The sequence below is a fragment of the Noviherbaspirillum sp. ST9 genome, from assembly GCF_048799745.1.
Taxonomy (GTDB): Bacteria; Pseudomonadota; Gammaproteobacteria; order Burkholderiales; family Burkholderiaceae_D; genus Noviherbaspirillum.
On the sequence record NZ_JBLWFR010000005.1, the window covers coordinates 357,525 to 380,975 of the forward strand.

The following is a 23,451-nucleotide window of genomic DNA, read 5'->3' on the forward strand; positions in this document are numbered from 1 at the left end:
CCACCCTGCGGGGGCATCTCCCCTGCTTGTGGCGTGGATTGCCTCCATTTCATCTCTGGAGGTAATGATGCTGAACGCAAGTTCGTACCCCATGCAATCCACTGCCGTACCCGAAGTTTGGTACGGAAAGACAGTCACTGAAGTAGATCAACCGTCCTCGTTGCCGCCGGTCCGAACGACTGCCGCGAGCAGCGATCCGCTTGCCGCGTTCGACGACGAATCGCACGTCGAATGGGACGAAGAAGACATCGTGTTCCTGCACTGGCGTTTGTTGAAGGACGTGCGCGATCTGAGTGATCCGGAAACGCCGCTCGAAGCCAAGTTCGACACCCTGCGCTGGATTTTTACCGAGCGCGAGAAAGACAGCCAGCCGTTCTCGTTCGTCAATTGCCTGAAGGTCGTCGGTTGCAGCCCCTTGTCGCCGGTGCCCTACGTCGGACTGGTCGATGCCGAGGAGATGCGCGATGCGATCCGTGTCCAGGTCAGGACCTGGATAAACGCAACGCTCCAGCGTTATCCGGCTTGGGTGCGCGCTGCCGTTCTTCATCACCCCGACTGGGTCGACCGCCAATTGGCGAAAAACCCACAGTGGCTCAACGAGCAAATCAAGAAACGGTCGGTGCAAGGCGACCTGTTCCTATAACGGATGTCGCCTGTCCGAACCGCATTATTTATCCGCGCGATCCCGCTGGGGTCGCATTCTAAGGAGGTCGTCATGCTGACCGCAACATACCACCGCCAACCGCTTGGCCAGATGGTCGCCGTGCATGCCACCGAAGACATTGAATACCTGGTCAAGGAAAGCGAGGTCATCACAGGCCGGCTCGGGCGCAAGTTTCTCATTGCCAGTGCCGACCGTCTCGCCTATCTCGTCCAGTGGCATCCGGATCGCTACCAGATCCAGCGCCTCGATCAGGAAGACAAGCCAATTTGCACGCTCACGCTGCTCGCAAGTGAGTTTCAGCAGCACAGTCTGGGCGAAGCGCTGCAGGCGGGACAGTTATTCACATCACCAGTCAACCGCCAACGTTGACTTCGTTCAATCCCCGGCGGGACCCGTCCCGCCGGGGGCAGTGTTCCGCCTGCATTCTTGGAGCACTCCCATGCAAGCACAGACATTCGAAACGCGCGTCGCCGACATCAAACGGCGCGCGCATGGCCGCTGGACTGATTTGCTGCGTTCACTCGGCGTTGACGAAAAGATCCTTAACAAGCGCAACCAGCCTTGCCCGCTGTGCGGCGGACACGACCGATTCCAGTACACCGATAAATATGGCGAAGGCAACTACCATTGCCGCGGCTGTGGTCCAGGTGGCGGCCTCAAGCTGCTGCAAGGCGTACAGGGCTGGGATTTCATGACGGTGTTGCAGTGTCTTGAGGAATATGTCGGCAGCATGACACCCATGCCAACCGACGCCCGCGTCCGATCGACAGAAACGACCGCCGGCCGCATGCAGAAACTGGCAATGCGGATATGGCAGGAGGCACGGCCCGTGACGCGCGGCGATGACGTCGATCGTTATCTGCGTCAGCGCGGCTTGGCGCTGGTTGACTATCCCGACGCGTTGCGGTGCCATCCCGCGCTCGGTTATTACGAAAAGACGGCGGCGGGCAACTCTCGCAAAGTGGCCGAATATCCCGCCATGCTGGCGTGTATCCAGGGCGGCGACGGCCACCTGGTCACGCTGCATCGCACGTATCTGGATAACGGCCACAAGGTGCAGCAGCGTGCCGCCAAGAAAGTGCTGTCGTCCGGCATCAACGGTGCCGCAGTCAGGCTGGTGGAGGCCACCGACGAATTGGCGATTGCGGAAGGCATCGAAACCGCGCTGGCCATTCACCTTGCTACCGGCAAGCCGGTATGGGCAGCACTGAATGCGGGCAATGTGGAAAAGCTGTGGCTGCCGGACACGGTGCGCCGTATCTGTATCTATGCCGACAACGACGCAAATGCAGATTACGACGGACAGGCTTGCGCCTTTGCGCTGGCGCGGCGACTGAAGAAGGCGCAGCACAAAACCGGCGCCCGACAGGTCGAGGTGTTTGTGCCGCGGCAGGCGGGTTGTGACTGGGCCGATGTCTGGCGCTCGCGCAGTGAACACCTGCGTACGGCGGCATAGCGCTCCGGGTGTGGCATCCGACCACACCCGCTTTTTCTGCGGCGTCTTTACCAAAGCGCCGGCGAAAAGGTCTTCCACTGGTCGCTGTCAACCCAGGACGCGCGCTCTGCACGCGTCGAAGACAGCCCTTTCCTCACCGCGCGATTACCTTCGCGCCTAGCCGGCCCGGCATTGCCGGGCCAGTCATTGACCCCTGCGGGGACGCACATCCCGCCTTGGGGTCATGCCGTCCCCGCTTTTTTTTGGAGCATTCCCATGAAAACCGGACGTTCTCTCGTTAATCTGGCGTACGAACTGGAGCGCCAGCTCGCTACCAAGAAGGACATGATCGTGCCTTCGTCCTTGATGTGCTGCCAAACCGATGACGTCGGCAGCTGCAAGCTGGTCATTGAAGAAGACAGCGGTGTCGGCAAGTACGACTTCACCAGCCTGGCGCGCCGCCAGCTGGCCGACAAGCTGAAGATTCCGTTTGCGTACTTCGAACGCATGCGAACGGAACAACCCGGCCTGCTTGACCGCAACGTCAATACCTGGCTGCAGACCGAACGTGACCGCCGCATGATCCGCACGCTCGACGGCAAGGTGCGTGCCGTCCTGTCCGACCGCTATCGGCGCCTGGACAATATCGATCTAGCCGAAAACGTGCTGCCGATCCTGCAGCAGCTACCGGAGGTACGGTTCGAGTCGGTCGAGTTAACCGAGTCCCGCATGTACATCAAGGCCGTCACGCCCCGCGTGCAGGCCGAGATGGCACCGGGCGATGTGGTGCAGGCCGGGATCGTGATCATGAATTCGGAAGTGGGCCACGGCACACTGTCGGTGCAGCCGTTGATCTACCGGCTGGTGTGCAGCAACGGCTTGATCGCCTCGGATCGCGGTTTGCGCAAGACGCATGTCGGGCGCTTGCTGTCATCGGACGAAGAAACCATCACCGTCTTCCGCGACGATACGCTGGCGGCGGACGACAAGGCGTTCTTTCTGAAGGTGCGCGACGTGGTGCAGGCGGCGGTCTCGGAAACCAACTTCGCGCAGGTCGCCGAAAAGCTGAAAAAGACACTCGGTATCGCCCTCACCGGCGACCCGGTCAAGACGGTTGAAGTGCTTGCCAACCGCTACGCACTCAACGAAGTAGAGCGCGCCGGCGTGTTACGGCACCTAATTGTTGAAGGCGATCTATCGGGTTACGGACTGGTCAATGCCGTCACCCATTACTCGCAAGAAGTCGACGATTACGACCGGGCGACGGAGTTTGAAGTGCTGGGAGGCAAACTGATTGAATTGCCTGCCAGCGAGTGGCGCGGACTGGCTGAAGCGATCTAAGAAAAAGCACAGCGGACCTGTGCGACGCAGCAGCCGACTCTGGCGGCAGCCCGCCTCTTTAAGGACCATCCCTGTCGGGATGGTCTTTTTTTGATGAGCAGAAACACATTGGTATTTCCTGCCGGCGAGAGTTCGCGTTTCCTGAAAATACCATCCGATACGGGAAGATTTGCCAGTGGCACTTGGTCGGTGTCTGGTTATAACCAATTGCTTATTCGGCCACACTTCTACCATGAATACATGCAGTCAAAAATCGCCGGAAACCATCGATACGGTAACGTTCTGCCGTCGTCGTCATCGGTGGCAGGTCCGGTGTGTGCATCTTGTTTGCCCTGTGCGACTTACTGTGAGGAGACATTATGAGCAATGTTCAATTTTCCGAAGTACAGCTTCTTAATTTGTCCGCATTGTTTGCCATTCGCGACAGCGTGCAGCACGACCGGATTGCCGCTTGCTGCAAATTTGGCCTATCGGCCGATCAGGCGCACGTCATCGGCACGCTGTCGATCGATCAGATCCTCGTCGTCGTGCTCAACGTGGGGCAAGAATGCCTGTTCTTGCCGCGACAGGATATCGTCTCGCTCCTTGCCCTGCCGGCACCGCTTGCCGGCGTGATGACCTCGGTGCATCCGCCGCACAAGACCACAAGCACATTGGTCACGTCGCGCTGAGAGGACCGCCATGGCACCCAATCTCAGCCATGCCGAGCGCCATATCCATGCGCTGGCGCTGGCCAAGGAATGCGTCGCGCTCGGCGCGCGCCTGCGCACCGTCGGTTATATGACCGGCCTGCCGCATGGGCAGCTCACGCACTTGTTCTTTACCGACTGCACCGTGGCGCAACGCGGCCGGGCGCCCGATTCGCCGGACTGGTATCACAGCGCCAATCTGCTCAATCGAACGGAAGCGTCGATCTTCGCCTCGATCTACCGGCGTATTCGGGAGCTTGGCTTCGGTCCCGCCGAGGCGCTGGTGGCGGGCTACCGGCATTACCGGACGGTGTGCTGCCATCAGCCGCGCATCCATTTCGATCGGGCGTTTGACTTGGCATCCCATCTGGATGGACTGTGGACGGTTCTAACGCCAAGCTTCTCGCTGGTGACGTGTCCGGTCTGCAGCAGCCAGTACATGACCGCGATCGGCGCGGCCCCGGCGACGAATCACGAATGCCCTTTTTGCAAACTGCTCATGCGCTACCGGCGCGATCCGCGCATACAGACGTGTTTTCCGGCCCACACGGTCGCCGACGTCACGGCGCTTCAACTCAGCGCGATGACCTTGGCGAAATTCATGTTCCGTGACTAATGCCGAAAAGGCACTTGCCCATGGCTGCTTCCGATTGGACGAACATGGCGCCGAGCGCAACAATCGACCACCGATCACGAGCCGTTGAACCTATGCGCAGCCTCGATTTCCTCTTGGGTAGCCTCGGCCTGCAACGCACGCGGCGGCCGCCCGTCACCGATGCCGGCCCGCGCCAGTCAGCGCATGGCCGCACGCCGGAGAACGTCTATCCGCCGGTTGACCCAGGCATTCCGGCACGGGCCATCGAGGAGGTGCTCAACGCGCATCAAGACCTGATCGACCGCATCAAAGTGTGCTATGGCATGGATCGCACACGCTTCGAACAGGAACCGCTACGCCTGATCCGCCGTTATGCCGAATTCGTCCATCTGCTTCCCGCCACGCCGGACAACTATTTCAATACACCCGGCGGACTGTTGCGCATGGGCCTGGAGATCGCCTTCTTCAGCCTGCAGGGCACGGACGGCCATATTTTTTCCGGTCGCGCCACGATCACCACGCGGCGCCATCTGGAACCGCGCTGGCGGCTGGCCACCTTCATTGCCGGGCTGTGTGCCGAAATCCACCGTACCCTGTGCCACGTCATCGTCACCAACGAGCATGGCGACGAATGGCAGCCCTACCTGCTGCCGTTGTCCAGCTGGCTTGCCCGGCATCAGGTCGCGCGCTATTTTCTGAAGTGGCGACCCAATGTGCATGAAACCCGCACCCTGGGTCTGTTCGCCCTGCCGCACGTCATTCCGAGCGAGATGCTTCAGGCGCTTGCCGCCGACAACGCCGTCATCGTGCCGCATATGCTGGCCAGTATTTCCGGCATGCCGCTCTACCGCGAGCACAATATTCTGGACGACCTGGTGCGCCGCTCTGCCGCACTCGTTATCGACCGTTATATGCAAGCCAGTGCAGATCGCTACGGTACGCCGCAGCTCGGGTCGCATCTGGAACGCTATCTGGTCGACGCGCTGCGCCGCCTGGTCAGCAGCGACGCCGCCTGGCGTCCGAATGCCGAGCGTTCGCGCGTCTGGTTTGGCAGCGACGGCTTATTCATCATTTGGCCGAACGCGGCAGCCGACATCCGTCAACTTCTGGAATCCGACCAGTTGCCGGGCATTCCCAAGGCGCCTGAAACGATGCTGGAGATTTTGCTAGCGGCCGGCGTGTTCGAGGCGAAGGATGCCTCCCAGCCCACCTGGCCCATCCTTCCGCCAGAAGCCAAGGCGGTACTTGATGCCGTCAAGCTGTCGTCCTCGGCGATCCTGTTCGCCGGGATCGAGCCGACGCCCCAACCGCTCGCGATAGCGCTCTGTCGCGCGTGCGCGGCAGCGCCCCCGCCGGCTGCCACGGCGGGATGCGCTGCGCAACCGTCCGATTCGTCCATGCAGCTTTCGTTACCAATGGAAACAGATGGGCGCGCTCAAGACGCTGCTGCGCTGCCGCACCATGCTGACAACATTGCGGCGCGCCCCCCTACCGCCATTGACACGTTACCGGCCCAGCTCGCACTGGTGACGATGGCAATCAAGCTCGACGCGCCGATGCGCCTGAACCCCGTGGTGCGCGATGCGCTGGTACAGATTGTCGATACGCTCAATCACGATGGTGCAGCGATTGCCGCCTGCCCTGTTGCATCCGGCCTCTTCATTCCGTTGACCGAATTCGAGCGACGCAACGTCGAACCGTCGCTGGCCCTGCGCGCGCTTCTGGAGGTCAAGATGCTGGTTCAGCCTGCGGAATCGCGAACACCCACCGTGACACAGGACTTTGGCGGGCAACAACAGGTCGGCGTGCTACTCAGTCCCCGCTTCATCGCCGGCCTTGACCCCGCCAGTTGCATCACAGCGGACACCGGTAGGCATTGACATGTTGATACGCAAGTACGAGATGCCCTGGCGCCGCGCGTACGAAGGCTACGCCAGTGCCGCGTGGCTCGCTGCTTTGATCGCGCTCGTCACCGTCGCCATGCGCAATGCCTTGCCGTGGCACTTTACTGCCCCGTTGGCGCTGTTGTGCCTGTGGATGGCGCTGCTGCGCTTGCACCAGGCGTTGCGGATTCTGATCGTGCGCGCGTCGCTGTCCGGTCGCGCGATGCAAGTCATCAGCACCCGAGAACTGAACAAGCGGTGCATGCGACCTGAACAGGTTTTTCTGGGGTTCGGTTTCGAATGGCTGCCGGTCCATTCGCAGCGCCTGTACGAGCTGGCCAAGGTCAATTATCGCGACTATGCGGTGACACCCGGCCTGCTCCGCTGGCTGGGCTATGACGTCGCCCCGCAGCCGGACAGCGAGATCGGCCTGCCCTACATCCACGGGGTCGAGCCGCGCGAGCATGCACTGTATCGCCCGCTGCAGAATTTCGAGGGCGGCACGCTGCTGGTAGGCACGACCCAGTCCGGCAAGGGCGTCGCGCTCGCTAATCTGATCACGCAAGCGGTGCGCCGTGGCGATGTGGTGGTGGTCATCGATCCCAAGAACAGCCGGCGCCTGAAACGCGCCGTGACCCGTGCCTGCGCCGACTACCGCGAGCCGGACACCTTCCTGGAGTTTCATCCGGCTTTTCCGGAAACGGGCGTGCGGCTGGACTTCACCTTCAACTGGCAAAAGCCGACCGAGATCGCATCGCGCATCCAATCGATCATGCCGCCGGACACCGCCGGCGCGTTCTCCGCGTTCGGCTGGGATGCGGTCAATGTCGTCGTACAAGGCTTGGTCGACCTGGAACAGCGGCCGAACCTGATGAAGCTGACCAAATATATCGAGGGCGGCATCGAACCGGTGCTGGAAGCGTCGTTGCGCCGCTTCTTCGATGCGCGCCTCGGCCCGGCCTGGCGCGACCAGCCAGACATGAAGAAGTTGCTGAGCGACGCGCAGCGCGGCAACCTCAAGCGTCCGTCGGAAGCCGCCAGCACCGAACTGCTCGCCTTCGTCGCGTTCTACGAGCACCATGTGCCGCAGAGCTTGCGCAACAAGGTGATCGATTCGCAGGTGCGGACGTTCCGGCACAACCGCGAGCATTACCAGAAAATCACCGCCAACCTGCTGCCGATCCTGTCGATGCTGACGTCCGGCGACTTGGGCCTGAGCCTGTCGCCCGACCCGTTCGATGGCGGCGACGTGCGGGCCATCATGAATTTCGAAAAGATCGAGCGCGGCGGCCATGTGCTCTACATATGCCTCGACTCGCTGCCCGATCCATCGGTGGCGTCCGCGATCGGCGCGCTGGCGCTGGCGGACCTGGCCGCGCGCGCCGGCATGCGCTACAACCTGGGCGGCTACCGGCGCATTGCGCTGTTCGTCGACGAAGTGTCGAACGTGATCAACCAGCCACTGATCGAGATCCTGAACAAGGGCGCAGAAGGCGGCATCTTCACCACCTGCGCGATGCAAACGCTGGCTGACCTGGCCAAGCGGCTTGGCAGCGAAGATGCCGCGCGCATGGCACTAGGCAACCTCAACAACCTGATCGCGCTGCGCTCCAAGGATCGGCCGACGCAAGATTTCATCGTCGAGACCTTCGGCAAAACCGCAATCCACACGCTGCGTGTGGGCCTGAACAATGCGTCGGATGCGCATCTGGGCGACTTTACCTCCGCCTACTCGTCGCAATTGACCGAAAGCATGGAAGAACTGATCCCGGCCGATATCCTCGGCAAGCTGCCGAACCTGCAGTATTTCGCCTCGGTGTCCGGCGGGCGAATCATCAAGGGACGCTTCCCGATCCTCAATCCCGATCACGAAAACCGGGCGTCGGGAGCGCAACCATGATCCGCGCTGTCACAACTACGTCGCTGCTGGCGCTGCTCATTCTGGTGTTGTACCTTCCGTCCGCGTATCCGCCGCAGCACTTTATTGAGCAATTGCGTATCGAGCATGCGTTGACGACCGCTTTCTGGGGACACGATCATGCCATGCGCATCCTGGCGCGCATGCTTGATTGGCAGACGACGGCAACACAGGCCAGCCTGGTGGCCTCCGCAGCCGATGCTCCCGGTCCGATAGATGTGGCGGTGGCAAAGCAGATTGCCGAAGCCAACCACCGGCTGTTCAACAATCCCTATTTCCGCTCGATCGATACCCTCCTTGCGCTGGCGGCCTACCGCTTATCCGTATTGGTCGAGTGGCTGCCGGTACTGCTGGTGTTCATGCTGGCGGCCTTGTTCGATGGCTACCTGCTGCGCATCGTCAAGTCCAAGGAGTTCGTGCAGCACAATCCGGAAGTGTTTGCCTTGCATATCTGCGCCGCTATCATGACTGCCTGCGCGGCGGTGCTGGCACTCGTACTGCCCATAACGCTGCATCCGCTAATGTTGTCGGCCGCACCGGTCGCGATCAGCGTGTTCGCCTGCCGGGCACTCGCCGATTTTCATCGTCGCGATTAAATTCGCATATCGCCCCATGTGCCGAACAGCATTCCCGACCTAAAAATAATTTGCCAACTTCCTGTCGCGGACTTCAGCGCACAGGAAATTCGCCATTAAACACAATATTCCATTGGCGCAATGCCTCTCGCCAGTCCTTCTCGTGTTCTGCAACAAGCGCTTTGGCGGCATGTGACCATGCATGTTCCACTGCATCGACGAGCCGCGTCGCTTGCGCCTCTGTTTTCACCGCGTAGAGCGTGCCGGCCAATCCCACGGGATCGCGCAAGCCACGGCATTCCCGACTGCGCAGCAAGTCGAAGGCTTCAAACACGCAAGCAGCATATCCCTTGGGGCCAACGCAGAGGCCACTGTTTGCCAGTAAAAGCTCAAGGTGAATCGAGGAAAGCGGTATGGCCGGCGAGCGCGCATTGCGCCAGTGCTTTAGGAGTTGAATCGTCTTACGCAGTTTGCCACCACTTTTTGCATTCGCGGCCTTGATATAGTTGTTATGGGCAGCCGGCGCTGTTTCCAACCAGCCGCCATTACCGTCAGGTATAAGAAAAACGGGTACGCGATGCTCTGTTTTGAATGCGTGGAATACTGCCGGTACAACATCAACCGGCTCGGATCCACGGCCAAACTGGACGACGATTGCCTGTGCATCTCGCCGTACTTCGGTTGCCGGGAATCGCTCATTCAAATCATTCCTGACATTGCGCACCAGCGTATCCGATGAAATCCAGCCGTCTCCCCACTTCAAAACATGCCGCGGGAATACCGTGAACAGATCGACATCGCTGTATCCGCGGATTGCCGTTTCACGCATTGCGCTTCCGATAAAAAACGAATTCTTCAGCTCAAACGAACTGGTCAGACGCCGCTTAATGGAAGAAGCGTGGAGTTTTCCATTGCCGATGCTACCCGCAGTCGGTTCCAACTGATAAAGAAGGCGGCCAAAAGCCAAAGGAATGCGCATGTTGCCTATATTCCCAACGTGCGCTTAATCTGCTCCCATTCCAGGGAGAGTTGGGGATTCAAGCGTTCAAAAATCGTCGAGGAAAGCGTGATTCCGCCAATGGCCTTTGCGGTTTCATATGTCGTAAAGCTATCCAAGGCCATCGCATTGAATTTATCCGCCTTTGGTTTTGCCTGGAAAAGGCGGTACAGGTCGCTATACGTCTTTTCAAAACGGATTTTTAGCCACTCTAACCGGATCCAACGTGACAGGATCTGCTCGCTGAAAAGCACCTGCGCAACGGTTGCGGCAAGCGCAAGGCTGGCATTGCGGTTCAGGAGCGCGACGATCCAAACGACTGCATATATGGCAGTTTGCCACCGGCTCGTCATCACCATGGCGCGGGCAATCTCTTTGCTGAACAAACTGTTTTCCAATAGTTGGGCACCAACCTTTTTCAATGGGTCTGCTTGGTCATTGTTGTAATAGGCGGTTGTTTGCTCGTGGCTGAGGGGCACCTGATAGGCAGCGGAGAAAAAATCTTGCGTACGCCTGTCTTGGGCACGCGGCGCCAGGTAGAGGCTTATCGCCTGACCGAGCGCGAAAGATGCGATCACCGCGATCACAAAAATTACTTGAATGCCTGCGTTGATACGCGGGTATGTGCTTTCCTCGACAAGCAATGCCGCAACCGACAATATCGCCGTCACGTAAAACAAGCCATCGGACCATTTTTCTGCGGTTTCCAATGGACCAAAATACTTTTCTCGAATAGGATCGACTTTGGTTTGTTGATGTGCCATGGCCCTATTTATTGTTCCTTACTACTCTTGGAGGGTGCGGGTGCGCCCATCGTTATTGATGGACATTCTGATCAAGATGTCGACCGATAGATGTCAACCGCTTTCACTGCGATGGTCGTCGTTGGGATTTTCGAAGCCTTTTCCTTATGTCCGGATGTTCGCCCCCGCCTGACCAGACACTGGTACCGAGCCAATCCTCGAAATACCAAAGCCATTCTGCAGCCCAGGGGATATAAGTCTCTGTCAGTTTCATTTGTGGTTTCCAATCACGTTGTTTTGGCCACCACAGGCAAAGTTTTATCCCAGGTCCGTCATGCGGATAGATGTGGGGTATCGGCTGTCCGCCGGCGAGCGTTTTAAGGTCGGGCGAGAGAACGAACATTTCCGGCTTGCGTGCATCCGGTTTGATTCGCAACAGGCATTCATATAATCGCGAACATGCGCTTGGCGCAATGGCGAACCGGTACTGCAGTTCCCGACCTGAATGAAATGTAATGCCTGCCCCAGGCAGATCCAACATGCCTAGTTCCAATGCGCGTTGTGCTAGGTTGGGAATGGGCGCAGGGCCGTATTCCATCATCAGCCCCCGAAAAATGTGTGTGGGCGCGCGTTGACCGTGACTGGCGTCGCAATCGACGTCGCAATCACGATCTTGCCTGCTTGCCGGCTCGCGTTATATCGCTGCAGCTGATCCTGCTGAATGGCGCGCGCAGCACGTTGGCCGAACGCTGCTTCGACCAGCTTCAGAATCTCGTCCGCACCCGCGCGACACTCAATCCTATCGAGAATATTTTGCAGATCGGCAGAGAGGCGTTGATGCCACCATGTAAACGCGGATTGACGTTCACAGGCGTTCATCCCGCTTGCAAGGTTGTCATGCGGTGCCGATGGATTCGGCAAAACCCATTCTTCTACACCGTCGGTTCCGGATACTCGCGTGAAATGCCGGGGCATGGTCTCGACGATATCCAGCAGCAGAGCCAGTGGGCTCGTGTGTGGCTTCGGCGCCTCGACCGCATATGCGGCTGCGGCAAGCGTCGTGATGAATATCGACGTAGGCGCCATACCCGTATTCCTGCCGACACCGCCGAAGGCCACATTGCGATGAAGTTTGAGCAGTTGCACCAAACGGCAAAGCAAGCGTTCAAAAACCTGCTGCGCGTCCGGCAACGGCGTTATGTCCGCTTTGGTCAGAGATTCACATGCATCGACAATACGCTCCTGAACGGTAAAGACCGGGGAGATCGATGCCGCCATATTGAAGTGCTTCGCATACCCGCGCGGATTGGTAGGCTCGTAACTGCGCAGCGCACGATCAGGCACTCTTCCGTGCGTTTCGCCGTAAGGCACTGACCATAGCGGGTCGTCAATCACCGGCGCAATGTCTGCACACATGCCGCCCGCATATTCCAGCGTAATGCACCGCTCCCATCGTTGAATGCGCAAACGATGCTGTTCCGCATACCGGGTCAATGCCTTATGCAGCTGATTCAGGAGCAGCATGGGGCCATTATCGCCGCGGTACTTCGTCATTGCGGATCGGTCCAGCCGCGCAATCAGATCGATATCGAAGCCCTCGCGGGCGTCATCCATCGGACGGATGAGCGTGCCCAGTTGGCGTGAGCCATGCGCGTGAACCTGCAGAAGCACGCCATTAAACTCGTCGCATTCCGACAAAAACTCGCCGGTGCTGCGGTAAGAAGACTCCAGTGCTTCCAGTTGCGTTTCCGTTGGCGCGTGGTGACGGCCAATGATCTCCACAAGCTGGAAAAAATAGGCCGACGAGCGGTCGGAGACTTGCGACCACATCGGCAGAGGGATTGGGTCTCGTTTCATACGCGGGGATGTAATTCGGGCACGAATTGTTATACAAGCGCCGCCCCGAACCCGAACCTGAAGTCCGGCGCAGTTACGTTTTTCTCACTTGGTTACCGAGATACACATTTCATATCAGAAACCTATTGAAAGAAACCATATATAGCGAATAAATCGATTGAAACACTATATATGGCGCTGTATGGATATACAAGTAAAATTTAGTGCTCAGGAAATACGACTGCCAAATAGTTTCTCCCCAATCTGCAATCCCATATCAGTTCTGCAACTGATTTAAAGGCTAATCACAAATACCAGCCATAAAGCCGCCTATTCCTCGCAGACTTCCGACCGGCTGATCGTTAATCTTCCTACATCCGCTGCACACAGACTGAAGGAAGAAAATGCCGACACAATCCACCGTCTTGACCGAGCAACATGACATACCGTTGGCAGCCCACATCCATTCGCCCGAACACACCGGCGCCACCATCGAAACCCGGCTATGGATCGAGGAACACGAGTGGCTGTACGCGTTGCTGAAGAGTGAACAGAACGTCGCGCCGACGTTTCGCCTTCCGGACCTGATCAGTGCCTGTGTTTCGCTGGTTTTCATGGAAGGGAATGCGGTTGAACGCATCTTTGAATTCCTTGGCACGACGCTGGTATTGCGTATGCCCCGCCATCCGCATCGCCGTGAGTCCATGTGGCTGCCGCAGTACGAACTTCTGGTGGCACTACAGCAGTCGCCGTCAAATATGCATCCGCATCCGCGGTTTCAACTTGACCAGTTCACGACCGCCTGTGTGGCGCTGAGCCGTCAGACCGATTCCACGGGTATGAAAGTGCTGCGGCAGGCGCGCGTCAACCTGGCCGAACGCATTTCCCGACGAAATGAAGCATCGCGGTCCAGTTGAATACGATTCAACAATCGAGCTTGTAAAAGGGGTGCGCGTCACCCTTACCCGCTGATTCACCCGTTGCCGTACCACCGCGCCTGGGCCTTCGTCGCCAGGGCTTACCCGTAGCCGACCATGACCGGAGACCCGGTCTCGACACGGATGCCCGCGCATGCCGCGCGGTGCGCCGACTTCATTGGGGTGAGCGATGCGACGTTATCCATCTGCCGGATTGCTTTTTCTGCTCAGTGCGCCCGCGTGTGCGTTCGCCTGCTGGGAACAAGCCGCCCAACGTTATAGCGTGCCTGCCGAGCTGCTGTATGCCATTGCCCGCGTCGAATCGGGGTTGAATCCCCAAGCAGTCAATCGTTCCCACGTCACGCGTACCGGCTCCTATGACATCGGATTGATGCAGATTAACAGCTCGAACCTGCGCACGCTGGCGCGGTACGGCATCCACGAACCCGATCTATACGATCCCTGCACCAGCATCCATGTCGGTGCCTGGTTGCTGGCGCACCGCTTTTATCGCCATGGCGCAAGCTGGGATGCGGTCGGTGCGTACAACGCCGCCTGCAGCCAGCTCAAGGGGGACGCCTGCCGGACCGCGCGCGCCAGGTATGCATGGCGGGTCTACCGGCAGCTTCCTTCCCAACAGACGGTGCGCGGGCAAGCTACCTCGACGAACGGTACGCACTCACGGGCAACATCGCGTCCGCTGCAGGCCCCTATCCTTTCCGTACGGGTGACGCCATGATGCGCGACGCACTACGGCTCGTCTGCGTGTTGTGCGTCACCGCCGGCGTCGGCCTGCTCGTCATGTCATGCAGTTTGCCGCGATCGCATGATGAAAGTGTCAGCGCCGCTCGCATGCGCCAACGCGCCCCTCTCCAGAAAATCACGCAACTCGATTTCGGACGGGATGCCTCGTTTGCGCTTTGCGCCGAGCCGGCATGTCCTGCCGTTACCCGCAAAACGCTGGCGGTAGCGCGGCCCGACGCCACCGCCACGCCGGCAACCGATAACGCACCGACTCAGGTGACCGGCGAAACTCGATTGGCCGGCCCGCCCGTTCAACCCGAGGCCACTGCCGCGCCCGCTAAAGATCAGCCCACAAGCTTCACCGTGCATTTCGATTCCGGCAGCGCCAGTCTCACGGCAGCCGACAAAGCTGTGCTCAATCAAGCCATTGTTTTCGCCCACCGTGCCGACCGCATTGCCATCATCGGCCGCACCGATAACGTCGGCACCAACAATGCCAACCAGGCCTTGGCACGCGCACGTGCCCGCACCGTTCACCACTACCTGCGTGCCCGGCTTGCGTCGCGTGGCCGCGTCCTGACGCTCAATGCGCAGGGTAGGTGTTGCTTCATCGCATCCAACGACACGCCGGAAGGCCGACGGCAGAACCGCCGTGTCGAGATCGTCTTCCGCGTTCCCGAGCAGGTGGCGCCATGACGTTTTCTTTCTCACCTGCTCGCCGCTTCCCGCCGCAGACGTCTTGTCCTTCGACTTTATTGGAGAAACTCATGCATACCGCACCGCTCATTTCCACCACAATGATCCGTATTTTGAACCGCAAGCCGCTGGCCGCTGCGTCGCTGCTCGCACTGCTCGTGATCGGCCTGTGTGCCGCTTTCCCGAGCCATGCGCTGGATCTGGTGGCCTTTACCGGCATTACCGGACCCATGACGTCCGCACTGACCCAGATATCGGCGCTCGGTCCGGGCATCAAGGCGCTGGTCGGGTTCGTCGGCTTCGTCGTCGCCTTGATCTCGCTGTCGGCTTTGCGCAATTTCGGGCCGGTGCTGTTCTACGTCGGCCTGGCGATCTTCGCGGCAGTCGGCCTGGTGATCGCGGGCGCGATCATGGGCGCGGTCATTTGAGCGTCGATCGTCGGCACCCAGCGGGAGAACGCCATGCAGACCGAAACCTACATTCCCCGTCGCCTCGATGACCAGTGGAAGCTTGGATTCTGGGACATCGACGTCGCCACGCCGGTGCTGTTCTGCTTTTTTGTCGGCTACATGGCCGGTTCCAAGGTGTCGTTCGCCGTCTGCATGGCGATCGGCATCCTGCTTTCCCGCTGGCTCGCGCGCATCAAGGCAGACAAGCATCCTGCTTTTGCCATGCACTGGATCTACTGGTGCCTGCCGACCAATCCGATTACCGCCATGCGCGTGACGCCTCCCTCGCACCTGCGCCGCATGGTCGGCTGAACCCACCAGGAATCCGCCATGGACTTCGCCAAACTTGATACCGACTTGAAGGAGATGCGCAAGCGCAACCGCGGTTTGGGCCTGACGGTGGGCGGCCTGATCGTGGCGCAGCTTGTCTGTCTGGTGATCATCCTCAATCTGGTCGGCATGGAACGCACGATTGTCGTTCCGCCATCGATTGACAAGAGCTTCTGGGTCACCAGAGACCGTGCCAGTAGCGCTTACCTGGAGCAGATGGGCGCCTTCATCGCCTGGCTGATCCTGGACGTATCGCCAGCATCGATCGACTGGAAGAAAGACATCCTGCTCAATTACGTCGCGCCGGACCAGCATGGCGCGATGAAGACGCGCCAGGAGATCGAGTCGGAACGGATCCGCCGCATCAACGCCAGCACCTTTTTCCTGCCGCAGCAGTTGGTGCCGGACGAAGACAGGCAGAGCGTCACCATCCGCGGGCGCCTGCGCACGCAGGTCAATGGCCAGGACACGGCGACCGAGACCAAAACCTACCGCGCCGAATTCCATTACGTCGGCGGCCGACTGCATCTGAATGCTTTCAAGGAGATTACGCAATGAAGCCATGGCTTTTGCCGCTGCCGGCGATGGTGTTCGCGTTCGCCAGCATGCCCGCCCCTGCCCTGCAGATTATCGACGCACGCGACGGCGTCAGCGTCGAAGCAGTGGCCTCGATCAAGGAACCGACGCGCATCCGCATCGAAAATGCGCCGATTACGGATGTGTTCGGCAATCTCTATTCCAGCAACTGTGCGGCACCGCCCGTCGCAACGGTTACCGCCGGCACGCCAGCCGCGACGGCCGCCGTCAATCCGTCCGGCGAAATCATGCTGGAATGCGACCGCGACAAGGGGGAAATCTACGTCCGTCCGGTTGGTACGTCGACCAAGCCGGTCAACCTGTTCATTTCCACAGCGAACGCCACGTACACGCTGCTGCTGCGACGTTCCGACACGCCGTCCGACACCATCGTCATTCGCGACCGCAGCACGCGACCGTCCGCATCCGGCATGTCGCCAGCGCATACCGGACCACTCGGACAATCCGCCAACCATATCCGCGCGATGAAAGCGTTGCTGGTGGCCGTAGCGTCCGACCGCACCGCCGCCGATATGCGGGTTGAGGAAGTCAATCGCCCGGTCCCGCTCTGGAACGAGGCCAAATTCGCCCTGATGCGAATCGTGGAAGCGCGCGGCCTGGTGGGCGAGAAGTATTTGCTGACCAATGTCAGCGACCAGACGCTGGTCCTGGCCGAGCAGGAATTCGACCGGGCGGACGGCGGCGTCGTCGGCGTCGCCATCGAAAACCTGAACCTGCGTCCGGGCGAAAGCACCAGCGTGTACGTGATCCGACTGGGGAGCTGACCATGGCTGCATTTGACACATCGAAGCTAGGCGGCGCGGTCGATCGTCTGACGCCGAAGCAGCGCCAGTATGCCGCGCTGGTTGCGATCATGGCATGCGGGGTCGGCGCATTATGGGCAGTGTTCGCGTTCACCGGCGGCAAGAACGCCACCCATCCACCGCAGTCGCCCGCCTCCGGCAGCGCCGCCGTCCCCACCAATATCGGCATGATGACTCCCGGACAGCAAGTCAATCCGGTCGACCATTGGGTAGGTACGGCCGGGCGCAAGCTCGCCCAGTACGAGCACGAGCGCGAAGAGCAGACCCGCTTCAACCGGGAACGCAAAGAGTTCGAAGACAAGACCATGCAGCGCTTCGGCGAGCTGGAGCAGCGACTGACAGCAAGTGCCAAGGCGCCACCTGCCACGCCGGCGCCACCGCCGCCTGCACCACCGGTTCCCTCGCCGACGGCGTACCCGCCGGCGGCACAATTGCCTGCGCCACCAGTGCGGCCCGCACAGTCAATGCCTGCCGGCATGCCGCCTGATCGTAGCGAGATCACGCCTGCCGGGCTGGTGCATGTCTCGATCGCGCAGTCGAGTAGCACCAGGCAGCCCGCGTCCACCAGTACAAGAGAGGACAGCGGCAGTCGTGCCGACACGATCGGCACCTATCTGCCGGTCAGTTTCACGCGCGGCGTATTGCTAGGAGGCCTGGACGCACCGACCGGCGGGCAGTCGCAGTCCAATCCGCATCCGGTGCTGATCCGGCTTTCCGACAACGCCGTATTGCCCAACCGGTTCCGCGGCGAATACCGCGAGTGTTTCGTGATTGCCGCCGGCTACGGCGACATCGGTTCCGAACGCGCCTACCTGCGCACCGAAAACCTGTCCTGCGTGCGCGAGGACGGCTCCACGCTCGAAGTCAAGATCCAGGGCAGCGTGTACGGTGAAGACGGCAAGGTCGGCATGCGCGGGCGTCTGGTGACCAAACAAGGACAGATGCTGGCCAATGCGCTGCTTGCCGGGATCGCCAGCGGCATCGGCCAGGGCCTGTCAACCTCCGCCACCAGCTACAGCACCTCGGCACTCGGCACCATCGCCAGCGCTTCCGGCAGCGATGCCTACCGCACCGGGCTGGGCAGCGGCGTGGGCCGCGCGCTGGACCGGCTGGCGCAGTACTACATCAAGCTCGCCGAGCAAACCTTTCCGGTCGTCGAAATCGATGCCGGGCGCGAAGTCGATGTCGTCATCACCAAGGGCGTGCGCATCGACGCGCCGCCTCCCACCGCATCCCGCCCACCGTCAAATGCCCCGCTGGCGCAGCGGGCGCAGGAGGAACGTCACCTGAAAGGAAGCAACGATGAAGACTACTGACCGTATGAAAGCGGCTGTCGCGCTTGCCCTCGCCGGCGTTGCCTGCGCTGCCACGGCCGCCTCCAGCGCCACGCGCGACGAGCATCAATTGCTATCCGCGCTGCGCAAGGCCCACCCCGGCACGCAATTCACCAGCGTGTCGCGCACGCCGATCCCCGACATCTACGAAGCCTGGATGGGGGCGAACATGGCGCTCGTCTCCAGAAGGAGTCTGCGCTACCTGGTCTTCGGGCGGGTGTTCGATACCGCGACGATGACCGACCTGACTGCACCGAAGCTCGCGCAAGCAGAACGCCTGCGAACGGGATTGGCACAGCAGGAAGGTCATTTCGACCAGACGCCCGCGATTGTCCTTGCGCAGCTACCGTTGGCGGACGCGATCCAGACCGTGCGCGGCGACGGCAGCCGCTCCCTGGTGGTGTTCAGCGATCCGGCATGCCCCTATTGCAAGCGGCTGGAATCCGAGCTCGTCAAACTCGACAACGTGACCATCCATACGTTTCTGGTGCCGTTCCAGGGCGTCGCGCTGCCGGCCGCGATCTGGTGTGCGCAGGATCGCCAGCAAGTTTGGCGCCGTTACATGGTCGATGGCGACCGCAGCATGCTCGTCATGGACGCATCGTCCCAGTCGGCCGCCAATTGCCCCCATCCGCTTGAGCGCAATCTCGCGCTGGCCCAGCGGATGAACGTGCGCGGCACCCCCACCCTGTTCTATGCCGACGGCACACGCACCGATGGTGCGACCAACGCCGCTGACATCGAATCCCGCCTCGCAGCGGCGCGCCCCCATGGACCGGATGCCGCCGGCGCACAGGAGGTTTTGCCATGAACTTTTCCATCCATCCGGCCCGCGGCGCCGTCGTGATGACCGTATGCCTGCTGGCGGCCTGCGCCAACGTCAGCGGCCTGGGCGGTAGTGCCGAGTACAGCTGCAGGGCGCCGCAGGGCGTACGGTGTGATTCGGTCTCGGGCATCTATGCCAATGCGGCCCGCAATAATCTGCCGAGCCAGCGCCAGCACGCTCCGGCTGAGCGTGCCTCGACCGCGCATGCGGCTACCCCAAGTGCGTCCGTATCGGCTGTCGCCGCTGCGCCGCTGCGCGCCCAGGCGCGCGTGCTGCGACTGTGGTTCAAGCCGTGGGAAGACGCCGATCACGACCTGTACGACCAGGGTTTTGTGTATGTACAGATCGATAGCGGGCGCTGGCTGATCGACCACGTGCAACAGCGAATCCGCGATGCCCATGCCCCGATCCGGCCGCCACGGTCGTCCACGCTACCCCGTCCCGCACCAGCCAGGCCGGACGATACCCACGTCCCCGGCGCAGGCGACCGATCGAGCGCTCCCGCCAGACCGCCGTCGGGTGTGAGCGAACCGTCCGACGACAACAGCCAGTAGCCGCAAAACCCAGGAGAGTTCCATGTTCGACGTACTTCGCACAGGATTGCTCGACGCCGCCGGCGGCGGCATGTCCACCTTGCTTCGCCGCAATGACGCGCCCGCGGAGCAATTCGCCAGCTGGCTGCCGTATTCGGCCTATATCGCCGGCGACGACGTCTTCGTCAATCGCGACAATATCGGCTTCATGCTCGAAGTCATGCCGCAGTCCGGCGCCGACGAACGCATGGTGGAGGTACTGATCTCGCTGTATGCGACCTGCCCCAGGGGTGCGGGCATCCAGTTCCATCTGTTTGCCTCGCCGCATGTGCGCAAGCTGTTGCGGCGCTATGCGAATTTGCGCACGGAAGACGCTGACCAGTTTGAGAAAGCCCGGCAATGGGGCCGCCCTTCCCGCAACGAAAACCTGTTTCGCCGGCTCGCGCGACAGCGTGTCGGCCACCTGCTGCATGGCGCACAGGCCTCGATGACCGCCGGCTTCCACTACACGGTGCGCGACTTCCGTCTGATGATGAGCGTGGCGCTGCCCGGTTCCGCCAGCGACCTGAACCGACGCGACGAATTGGTCGCGCTGCGCGAGGCGATGGCGACCACGTTGCGTGCCGCCTCCCTGCCGAATCGGGTGTGCGACGCTGCTGACCTGATCAACTGGTGTTCGCTGTTTACCAACCCGGACCGCATTTTGCGCACCGACGGGCCGGACCTGCACTACGACGACGGCCGAGAAATCCGGGACCAGATCGTCGATTTCGACACGATCCAGGATGCGCATGCGAACGGGGTACGGCTGTGGAAGGAAGGCGAGCCGACCGCACTGGAGGCGAAGTTCTACTCGATCAAGTCGTTCCCCGAACGCTTCGCGCTGTGGCAGATGGGTTCGCTGATCGGCGACCTGATACAGCCGGCGCTGCAATACAACGCGCCCTTCTTGCTGACGATGGGCGTCCACGTGCTCGATCCCAACGCGACCAAGACCGCGGTCACCGCCAACCACGTGCGGGCAACACAGAACGCGCAGAGCAAGATGGCGACGGTGATGCCCGACGTCAACAAGAAGTTGAAGGACTGGAATGCTGCGGCTGACGCGATCGATGTCGGTGGTGCGCTGGTGTCCATGTACCACCAGCTGGCGATCTTCACGCCGCCGGAGAAAGCGGTAGCGGTCGAGGAAACCGCAAAGGCGATCTGGCGGGCGCGCGGGTTCGAGTTGAACGCCGACGTCTACATGCACCGCCAGGCGCTGCTAGCCAGCCTGCCGATGACCTTGTCCGAGCGCTTCCATGCCGATCTGAAGAAAATGCGCCGCGTCACCCGCAAGACCATGGCCAACGCGATCCATCTGGCGCCGCTGATCGCCGAATGGCGCGGTACCCGCACGCCGACGCTGGTGTTCGGCGGACGGCGCGGGCAGTTGATGACACTGGACCTGTACGACAACGACCTCGGCAATTACAACTTCGCGATCATCGGGGCGCCCGGCTCCGGCAAATCCGTGCTGATGAACGAGATGGCATGGTCGTATCGCGCGATCGGCGCCAAGGTCTGGATGCTGGACCTGGGACGCTCGTTCGAAAAGCTGTGCCGCAAGGCCAAAGGCACCTATATCGAATTCCGGCCGGACATCGATATTTGCCTGAACCCGTTCTCGACGGTGCAGGACATCAACGAGGACATCGACATGCTGGTGCCGGCCATCGCCAAGATGGCTTCGATGCAGCACTCGCTGGACGAAGTGCAATACAAGGCGATCTCGGCCATGACCTTGAAGCTGTTCCGCGAATACGGCTGCGACCTGACCGTGACCGGCCTGCGCGACGCCTTCAAGACCGGGACCATCGAGGAACTCGGCGTCATCAACGACGCGCGCATTCGTGACCTGGCGATCATGCTCAATCCGTATGCCAGGGGCGGCCAGTACGAGCGCTTTTTTGAAGGACGCAGCAGCATCGATTTCTCGAACGACTTCATCGTCATCGAAAACGAAGAACTCAAACGCAAGCCGGATCTGCACGCGGTGGTCAACATCCTGCTGCTGTACCAGATTACCGGCGAGATGTACCTGACGCGCAATCGCAAGAAAGTGCTGTTCATCGACGAACTGAAGCAGCAACTGGGCGATATCGGCGCCGACGATCCAGTCAAGGCGGCCGTGGTGGAAGAAGCAGCGCGCCGCGCACGCAAGTATGGCGGTGCACTGGGCACCGCGACGCAGAGCGCCGACGACTACTATGGATCGGCGCAGATGGAGGCCGCCTTCAACTGTTCCGACTGGGTGTTCCTGCTGCGCCAGAAGAAGGAATCGATCGAGATGCTGGACCGGAAAGGCCGGCTGACGATGGACGAGTCGAAGAAACGGCTGCTCAATTCGCTGCGCACCGAGCCCGGCGTGTTCTCGGAAGTCTATATCTCGTCGCCGGTGGGCGAAGGCGTCGCGCGCAATATCCTCGATCCGGCCACGCACCTGCTGTTCTCCAACAAATTGGAAGACAACGCACCGATCGACGAACTGCGCGCGCAAGGCTACAGCATCGATGAAGCGATCGCTGAACTGCTGCGTCAGCGGGGGCACGCGTTATGAGAGCACTTGTCCTCCATGTCGCTGTCACGCTGTTCCTGGTCGCGGTCGCGCTGCTCGCGTACGACCGTCTGGTAGCACGTCCGGCGCAGTTGGTCGGCGTCGTCGATGTCGGCGAAGTGTATCGACTCAAAGAAGCGGAATTCGCGCAGCAGGTCACAGGAAACGTTTCCGAAGACGGGCGAGAAAAGGCATTGAAGATGGCGCGCCAGTTCGCGCAGCGGCTGCCGCAGGCGCTAGACGAATTGCCAAAGGAATGCCGCTGCCTGGTTGTCGTGCGCACGGCGCTCGCCGGCGTCCCGCCGAACGCGGTCGACCTGACCGCGCTGTTAAAACACAAGCTGGAGGCACCATGATCGTCGATCCCGCCACCCTCGGTCCATGCCCCTCGGACTGCAAATGGCCGCGCCGGCTGCGCCACCGGTTCGGCAACGCACTGCGCGATGCGCGCCACCATCTTGTTCTTTATTCGCTGGTGTTCGCGATCTGGGGACTGGCCTTCGTGCGCGTATTCATCCATCCCACACCGCGCCTGCCGATCCTCTTCAATTGGACCGCCAGCGTCCCGTACAAGGTCGCGCTGCTGCAAGTTGGACATCGGCAAGCACTCAGGGTGGGCGATTTCGTCGTCTATACGTTTGACGGCGACGGGCAGCGCATGTACCCGGGCCTGCGTGCGCAGCCCTTCTTCAAGCAGATTCGCGGCGTGCCGGGCGACCGCGTGACCGTCGTCGACCGCCAGTTGTACGTGAACGGCGTGCCGGTCGGACACGCGAAAACCGCGACTTTCGATCGTCGTCCGCTCCACCCGCTTGCGGCAACGACGATTCCTCCCGACTACTACTACATGCAGGGCACGCATCCGGACAGCTTCGATTCGCGCTATCAGGAAAGCGGCCTGGTGCGTGCGGATCGGGTCATCGGCAAGGTCATTCCCCTGTTCTAACGGA

At 60.8% G+C, this 23,451-nt stretch carries 26 protein-coding genes; 22 read left to right on the plus strand and 4 right to left on the minus strand.

The window, feature by feature from the left end; translation table 11 throughout:
* The first annotated feature begins 64 nt into the window (after positions 1-64).
* The 9 genes from ACNOHI_RS13630 (at position 65) to ACNOHI_RS13670 (ending at position 9,121) form a co-directional block, all read left to right on the plus strand.
* Entirely contained in the window at positions 65-643 is a 579-nt protein-coding gene (locus tag ACNOHI_RS13630; RefSeq protein WP_420475214.1) for a hypothetical protein, read from the plus strand.
* Between the two features lie 72 nt (positions 644-715).
* A complete protein-coding gene (locus ACNOHI_RS13635; RefSeq protein WP_420475215.1) occupies positions 716-1,033 on the plus strand; it encodes a hypothetical protein in 318 nt (105 codons plus the stop codon).
* 70 nt (positions 1,034-1,103) lie between these two features.
* Complete coding sequence (locus tag ACNOHI_RS13640; RefSeq protein WP_420475216.1) at positions 1,104-2,120, plus strand: DUF7146 domain-containing protein; 1,017 nt, start codon at positions 1,104-1,106, stop codon at positions 2,118-2,120.
* A 255-nt stretch (positions 2,121-2,375) separates the two neighbouring features.
* Positions 2,376-3,440, plus strand: a complete 1,065-nt coding sequence (locus ACNOHI_RS13645; RefSeq protein WP_420475217.1) for a DUF932 domain-containing protein — start codon at positions 2,376-2,378, stop codon at positions 3,438-3,440.
* 359 nt (positions 3,441-3,799) lie between these two features.
* The gene (locus ACNOHI_RS13650; protein ID WP_420475218.1) at positions 3,800-4,111 is read left to right on the plus strand and encodes a hypothetical protein; all 312 of its coding nucleotides are present in this window, start codon (positions 3,800-3,802) and stop codon (positions 4,109-4,111) included.
* A 10-nt stretch (positions 4,112-4,121) separates the two neighbouring features.
* A complete protein-coding gene (locus tag ACNOHI_RS13655; RefSeq protein ID WP_420475219.1) occupies positions 4,122-4,745 on the plus strand; it encodes a FlhC family transcriptional regulator in 624 nt (207 codons plus the stop codon).
* 20 nt (positions 4,746-4,765) lie between these two features.
* Positions 4,766-6,604, plus strand: a complete 1,839-nt coding sequence (gene mobH / locus ACNOHI_RS13660) for a MobH family relaxase (protein WP_420475220.1) — start codon at positions 4,766-4,768, stop codon at positions 6,602-6,604.
* 1 nt (position 6,605) lies between these two features.
* A complete protein-coding gene (gene traD / locus ACNOHI_RS13665) occupies positions 6,606-8,507 on the plus strand; it encodes a conjugative transfer system coupling protein TraD (RefSeq protein ID WP_420475221.1) in 1,902 nt (633 codons plus the stop codon).
* The gene (locus ACNOHI_RS13670; protein WP_420475222.1) at positions 8,504-9,121 is read left to right on the plus strand and encodes a DUF4400 domain-containing protein; all 618 of its coding nucleotides are present in this window, start codon (positions 8,504-8,506) and stop codon (positions 9,119-9,121) included. The genes traD and ACNOHI_RS13670 overlap by 4 nt, the downstream gene beginning before the upstream one ends.
* Before the next feature lie 73 nt (positions 9,122-9,194).
* Here ACNOHI_RS13670 and ACNOHI_RS13675 read toward each other — a convergent pair whose 3' ends face one another.
* The 4 genes from ACNOHI_RS13675 to ACNOHI_RS13690 form a co-directional block, all read right to left on the minus strand.
* Positions 9,195-10,079 (minus strand): SMODS domain-containing nucleotidyltransferase, encoded by an 885-nt coding sequence (locus ACNOHI_RS13675; RefSeq protein ID WP_420475223.1) that lies wholly within the window; start codon positions 10,077-10,079, stop codon positions 9,195-9,197.
* Positions 10,080-10,084: 5 nt separating this feature from the next.
* The gene (locus ACNOHI_RS13680; protein WP_420475224.1) at positions 10,085-10,861 is read right to left on the minus strand and encodes a hypothetical protein; all 777 of its coding nucleotides are present in this window, start codon (positions 10,859-10,861) and stop codon (positions 10,085-10,087) included.
* A gap of 103 nt (positions 10,862-10,964) precedes the next feature.
* On the minus strand, positions 10,965-11,381 hold the full coding sequence (locus tag ACNOHI_RS13685; protein WP_420475225.1) for a hypothetical protein: 417 nt from the start codon (positions 11,379-11,381) through the stop codon (positions 10,965-10,967).
* Between the two features lie 59 nt (positions 11,382-11,440).
* Entirely contained in the window at positions 11,441-12,697 is a 1,257-nt protein-coding gene (locus tag ACNOHI_RS13690) for a nucleotidyltransferase (protein ID WP_420475226.1), read from the minus strand.
* A 383-nt stretch (positions 12,698-13,080) separates the two neighbouring features.
* On the opposite strand from ACNOHI_RS13690, the gene ACNOHI_RS13695 reads away from it, so the two are divergent.
* The 13 genes from ACNOHI_RS13695 to traF all read left to right on the plus strand — a co-directional run bounded on the left by ACNOHI_RS13695 (position 13,081) and on the right by traF (position 23,447).
* A complete protein-coding gene (locus tag ACNOHI_RS13695) occupies positions 13,081-13,593 on the plus strand; it encodes a hypothetical protein (RefSeq protein ID WP_420475227.1) in 513 nt (170 codons plus the stop codon).
* Positions 13,594-13,783: 190 nt separating this feature from the next.
* On the plus strand, positions 13,784-14,332 hold the full coding sequence (locus ACNOHI_RS13700) for a lytic transglycosylase domain-containing protein (protein ID WP_420475228.1): 549 nt from the start codon (positions 13,784-13,786) through the stop codon (positions 14,330-14,332).
* Complete coding sequence (locus tag ACNOHI_RS13705) at positions 14,329-15,033, plus strand: OmpA family protein (protein WP_420475229.1); 705 nt, start codon at positions 14,329-14,331, stop codon at positions 15,031-15,033. Before ACNOHI_RS13700 ends, ACNOHI_RS13705 begins: the two co-directional genes overlap by 4 nt.
* 71 nt (positions 15,034-15,104) lie before the next feature.
* Positions 15,105-15,461 carry a hypothetical protein gene (locus tag ACNOHI_RS13710; RefSeq protein ID WP_420475230.1) on the plus strand — a complete coding sequence of 119 codons (357 nt, stop codon included), beginning with the start codon at positions 15,105-15,107 and terminating at the stop codon, positions 15,459-15,461.
* A 33-nt stretch (positions 15,462-15,494) separates the two neighbouring features.
* Positions 15,495-15,794 carry a type IV conjugative transfer system protein TraL gene (gene traL / locus ACNOHI_RS13715; RefSeq protein ID WP_420475231.1) on the plus strand — a complete coding sequence of 100 codons (300 nt, stop codon included), beginning with the start codon at positions 15,495-15,497 and terminating at the stop codon, positions 15,792-15,794.
* Between the two features lie 18 nt (positions 15,795-15,812).
* A complete protein-coding gene (gene traE / locus ACNOHI_RS13720) occupies positions 15,813-16,370 on the plus strand; it encodes a type IV conjugative transfer system protein TraE (RefSeq protein ID WP_420475232.1) in 558 nt (185 codons plus the stop codon).
* Positions 16,367-17,173 carry a type-F conjugative transfer system secretin TraK gene (locus ACNOHI_RS13725; RefSeq protein WP_420475233.1) on the plus strand — a complete coding sequence of 269 codons (807 nt, stop codon included), beginning with the start codon at positions 16,367-16,369 and terminating at the stop codon, positions 17,171-17,173. Before traE ends, ACNOHI_RS13725 begins: the two co-directional genes overlap by 4 nt.
* Positions 17,174-17,175: 2 nt before the next feature.
* Positions 17,176-18,528, plus strand: coding sequence for a TraB/VirB10 family protein (locus tag ACNOHI_RS13730; RefSeq protein ID WP_420475234.1), 1,353 nt, complete (start codon positions 17,176-17,178; stop codon positions 18,526-18,528).
* The gene (locus ACNOHI_RS13735) at positions 18,515-19,357 is read left to right on the plus strand and encodes a DsbC family protein (RefSeq protein WP_420475235.1); all 843 of its coding nucleotides are present in this window, start codon (positions 18,515-18,517) and stop codon (positions 19,355-19,357) included. The genes ACNOHI_RS13730 and ACNOHI_RS13735 overlap by 14 nt, the downstream gene beginning before the upstream one ends.
* On the plus strand, positions 19,354-19,926 hold the full coding sequence (locus ACNOHI_RS13740) for a TraV family lipoprotein (protein ID WP_420475236.1): 573 nt from the start codon (positions 19,354-19,356) through the stop codon (positions 19,924-19,926). The genes ACNOHI_RS13735 and ACNOHI_RS13740 overlap by 4 nt, the downstream gene beginning before the upstream one ends.
* A gap of 22 nt (positions 19,927-19,948) precedes the next feature.
* Positions 19,949-22,504, plus strand: a complete 2,556-nt coding sequence (gene traC, locus ACNOHI_RS13745; protein ID WP_420475237.1) for a type IV secretion system protein TraC — start codon at positions 19,949-19,951, stop codon at positions 22,502-22,504.
* Complete coding sequence (locus ACNOHI_RS13750; protein WP_420475238.1) at positions 22,501-22,857, plus strand: hypothetical protein; 357 nt, start codon at positions 22,501-22,503, stop codon at positions 22,855-22,857. The genes traC and ACNOHI_RS13750 overlap by 4 nt, the downstream gene beginning before the upstream one ends.
* The gene (gene traF / locus ACNOHI_RS13755) at positions 22,854-23,447 is read left to right on the plus strand and encodes a conjugative transfer signal peptidase TraF (protein WP_420475239.1); all 594 of its coding nucleotides are present in this window, start codon (positions 22,854-22,856) and stop codon (positions 23,445-23,447) included. The genes ACNOHI_RS13750 and traF overlap by 4 nt, the downstream gene beginning before the upstream one ends.
* The last annotated feature ends 4 nt before the right edge of the window (positions 23,448-23,451 follow it).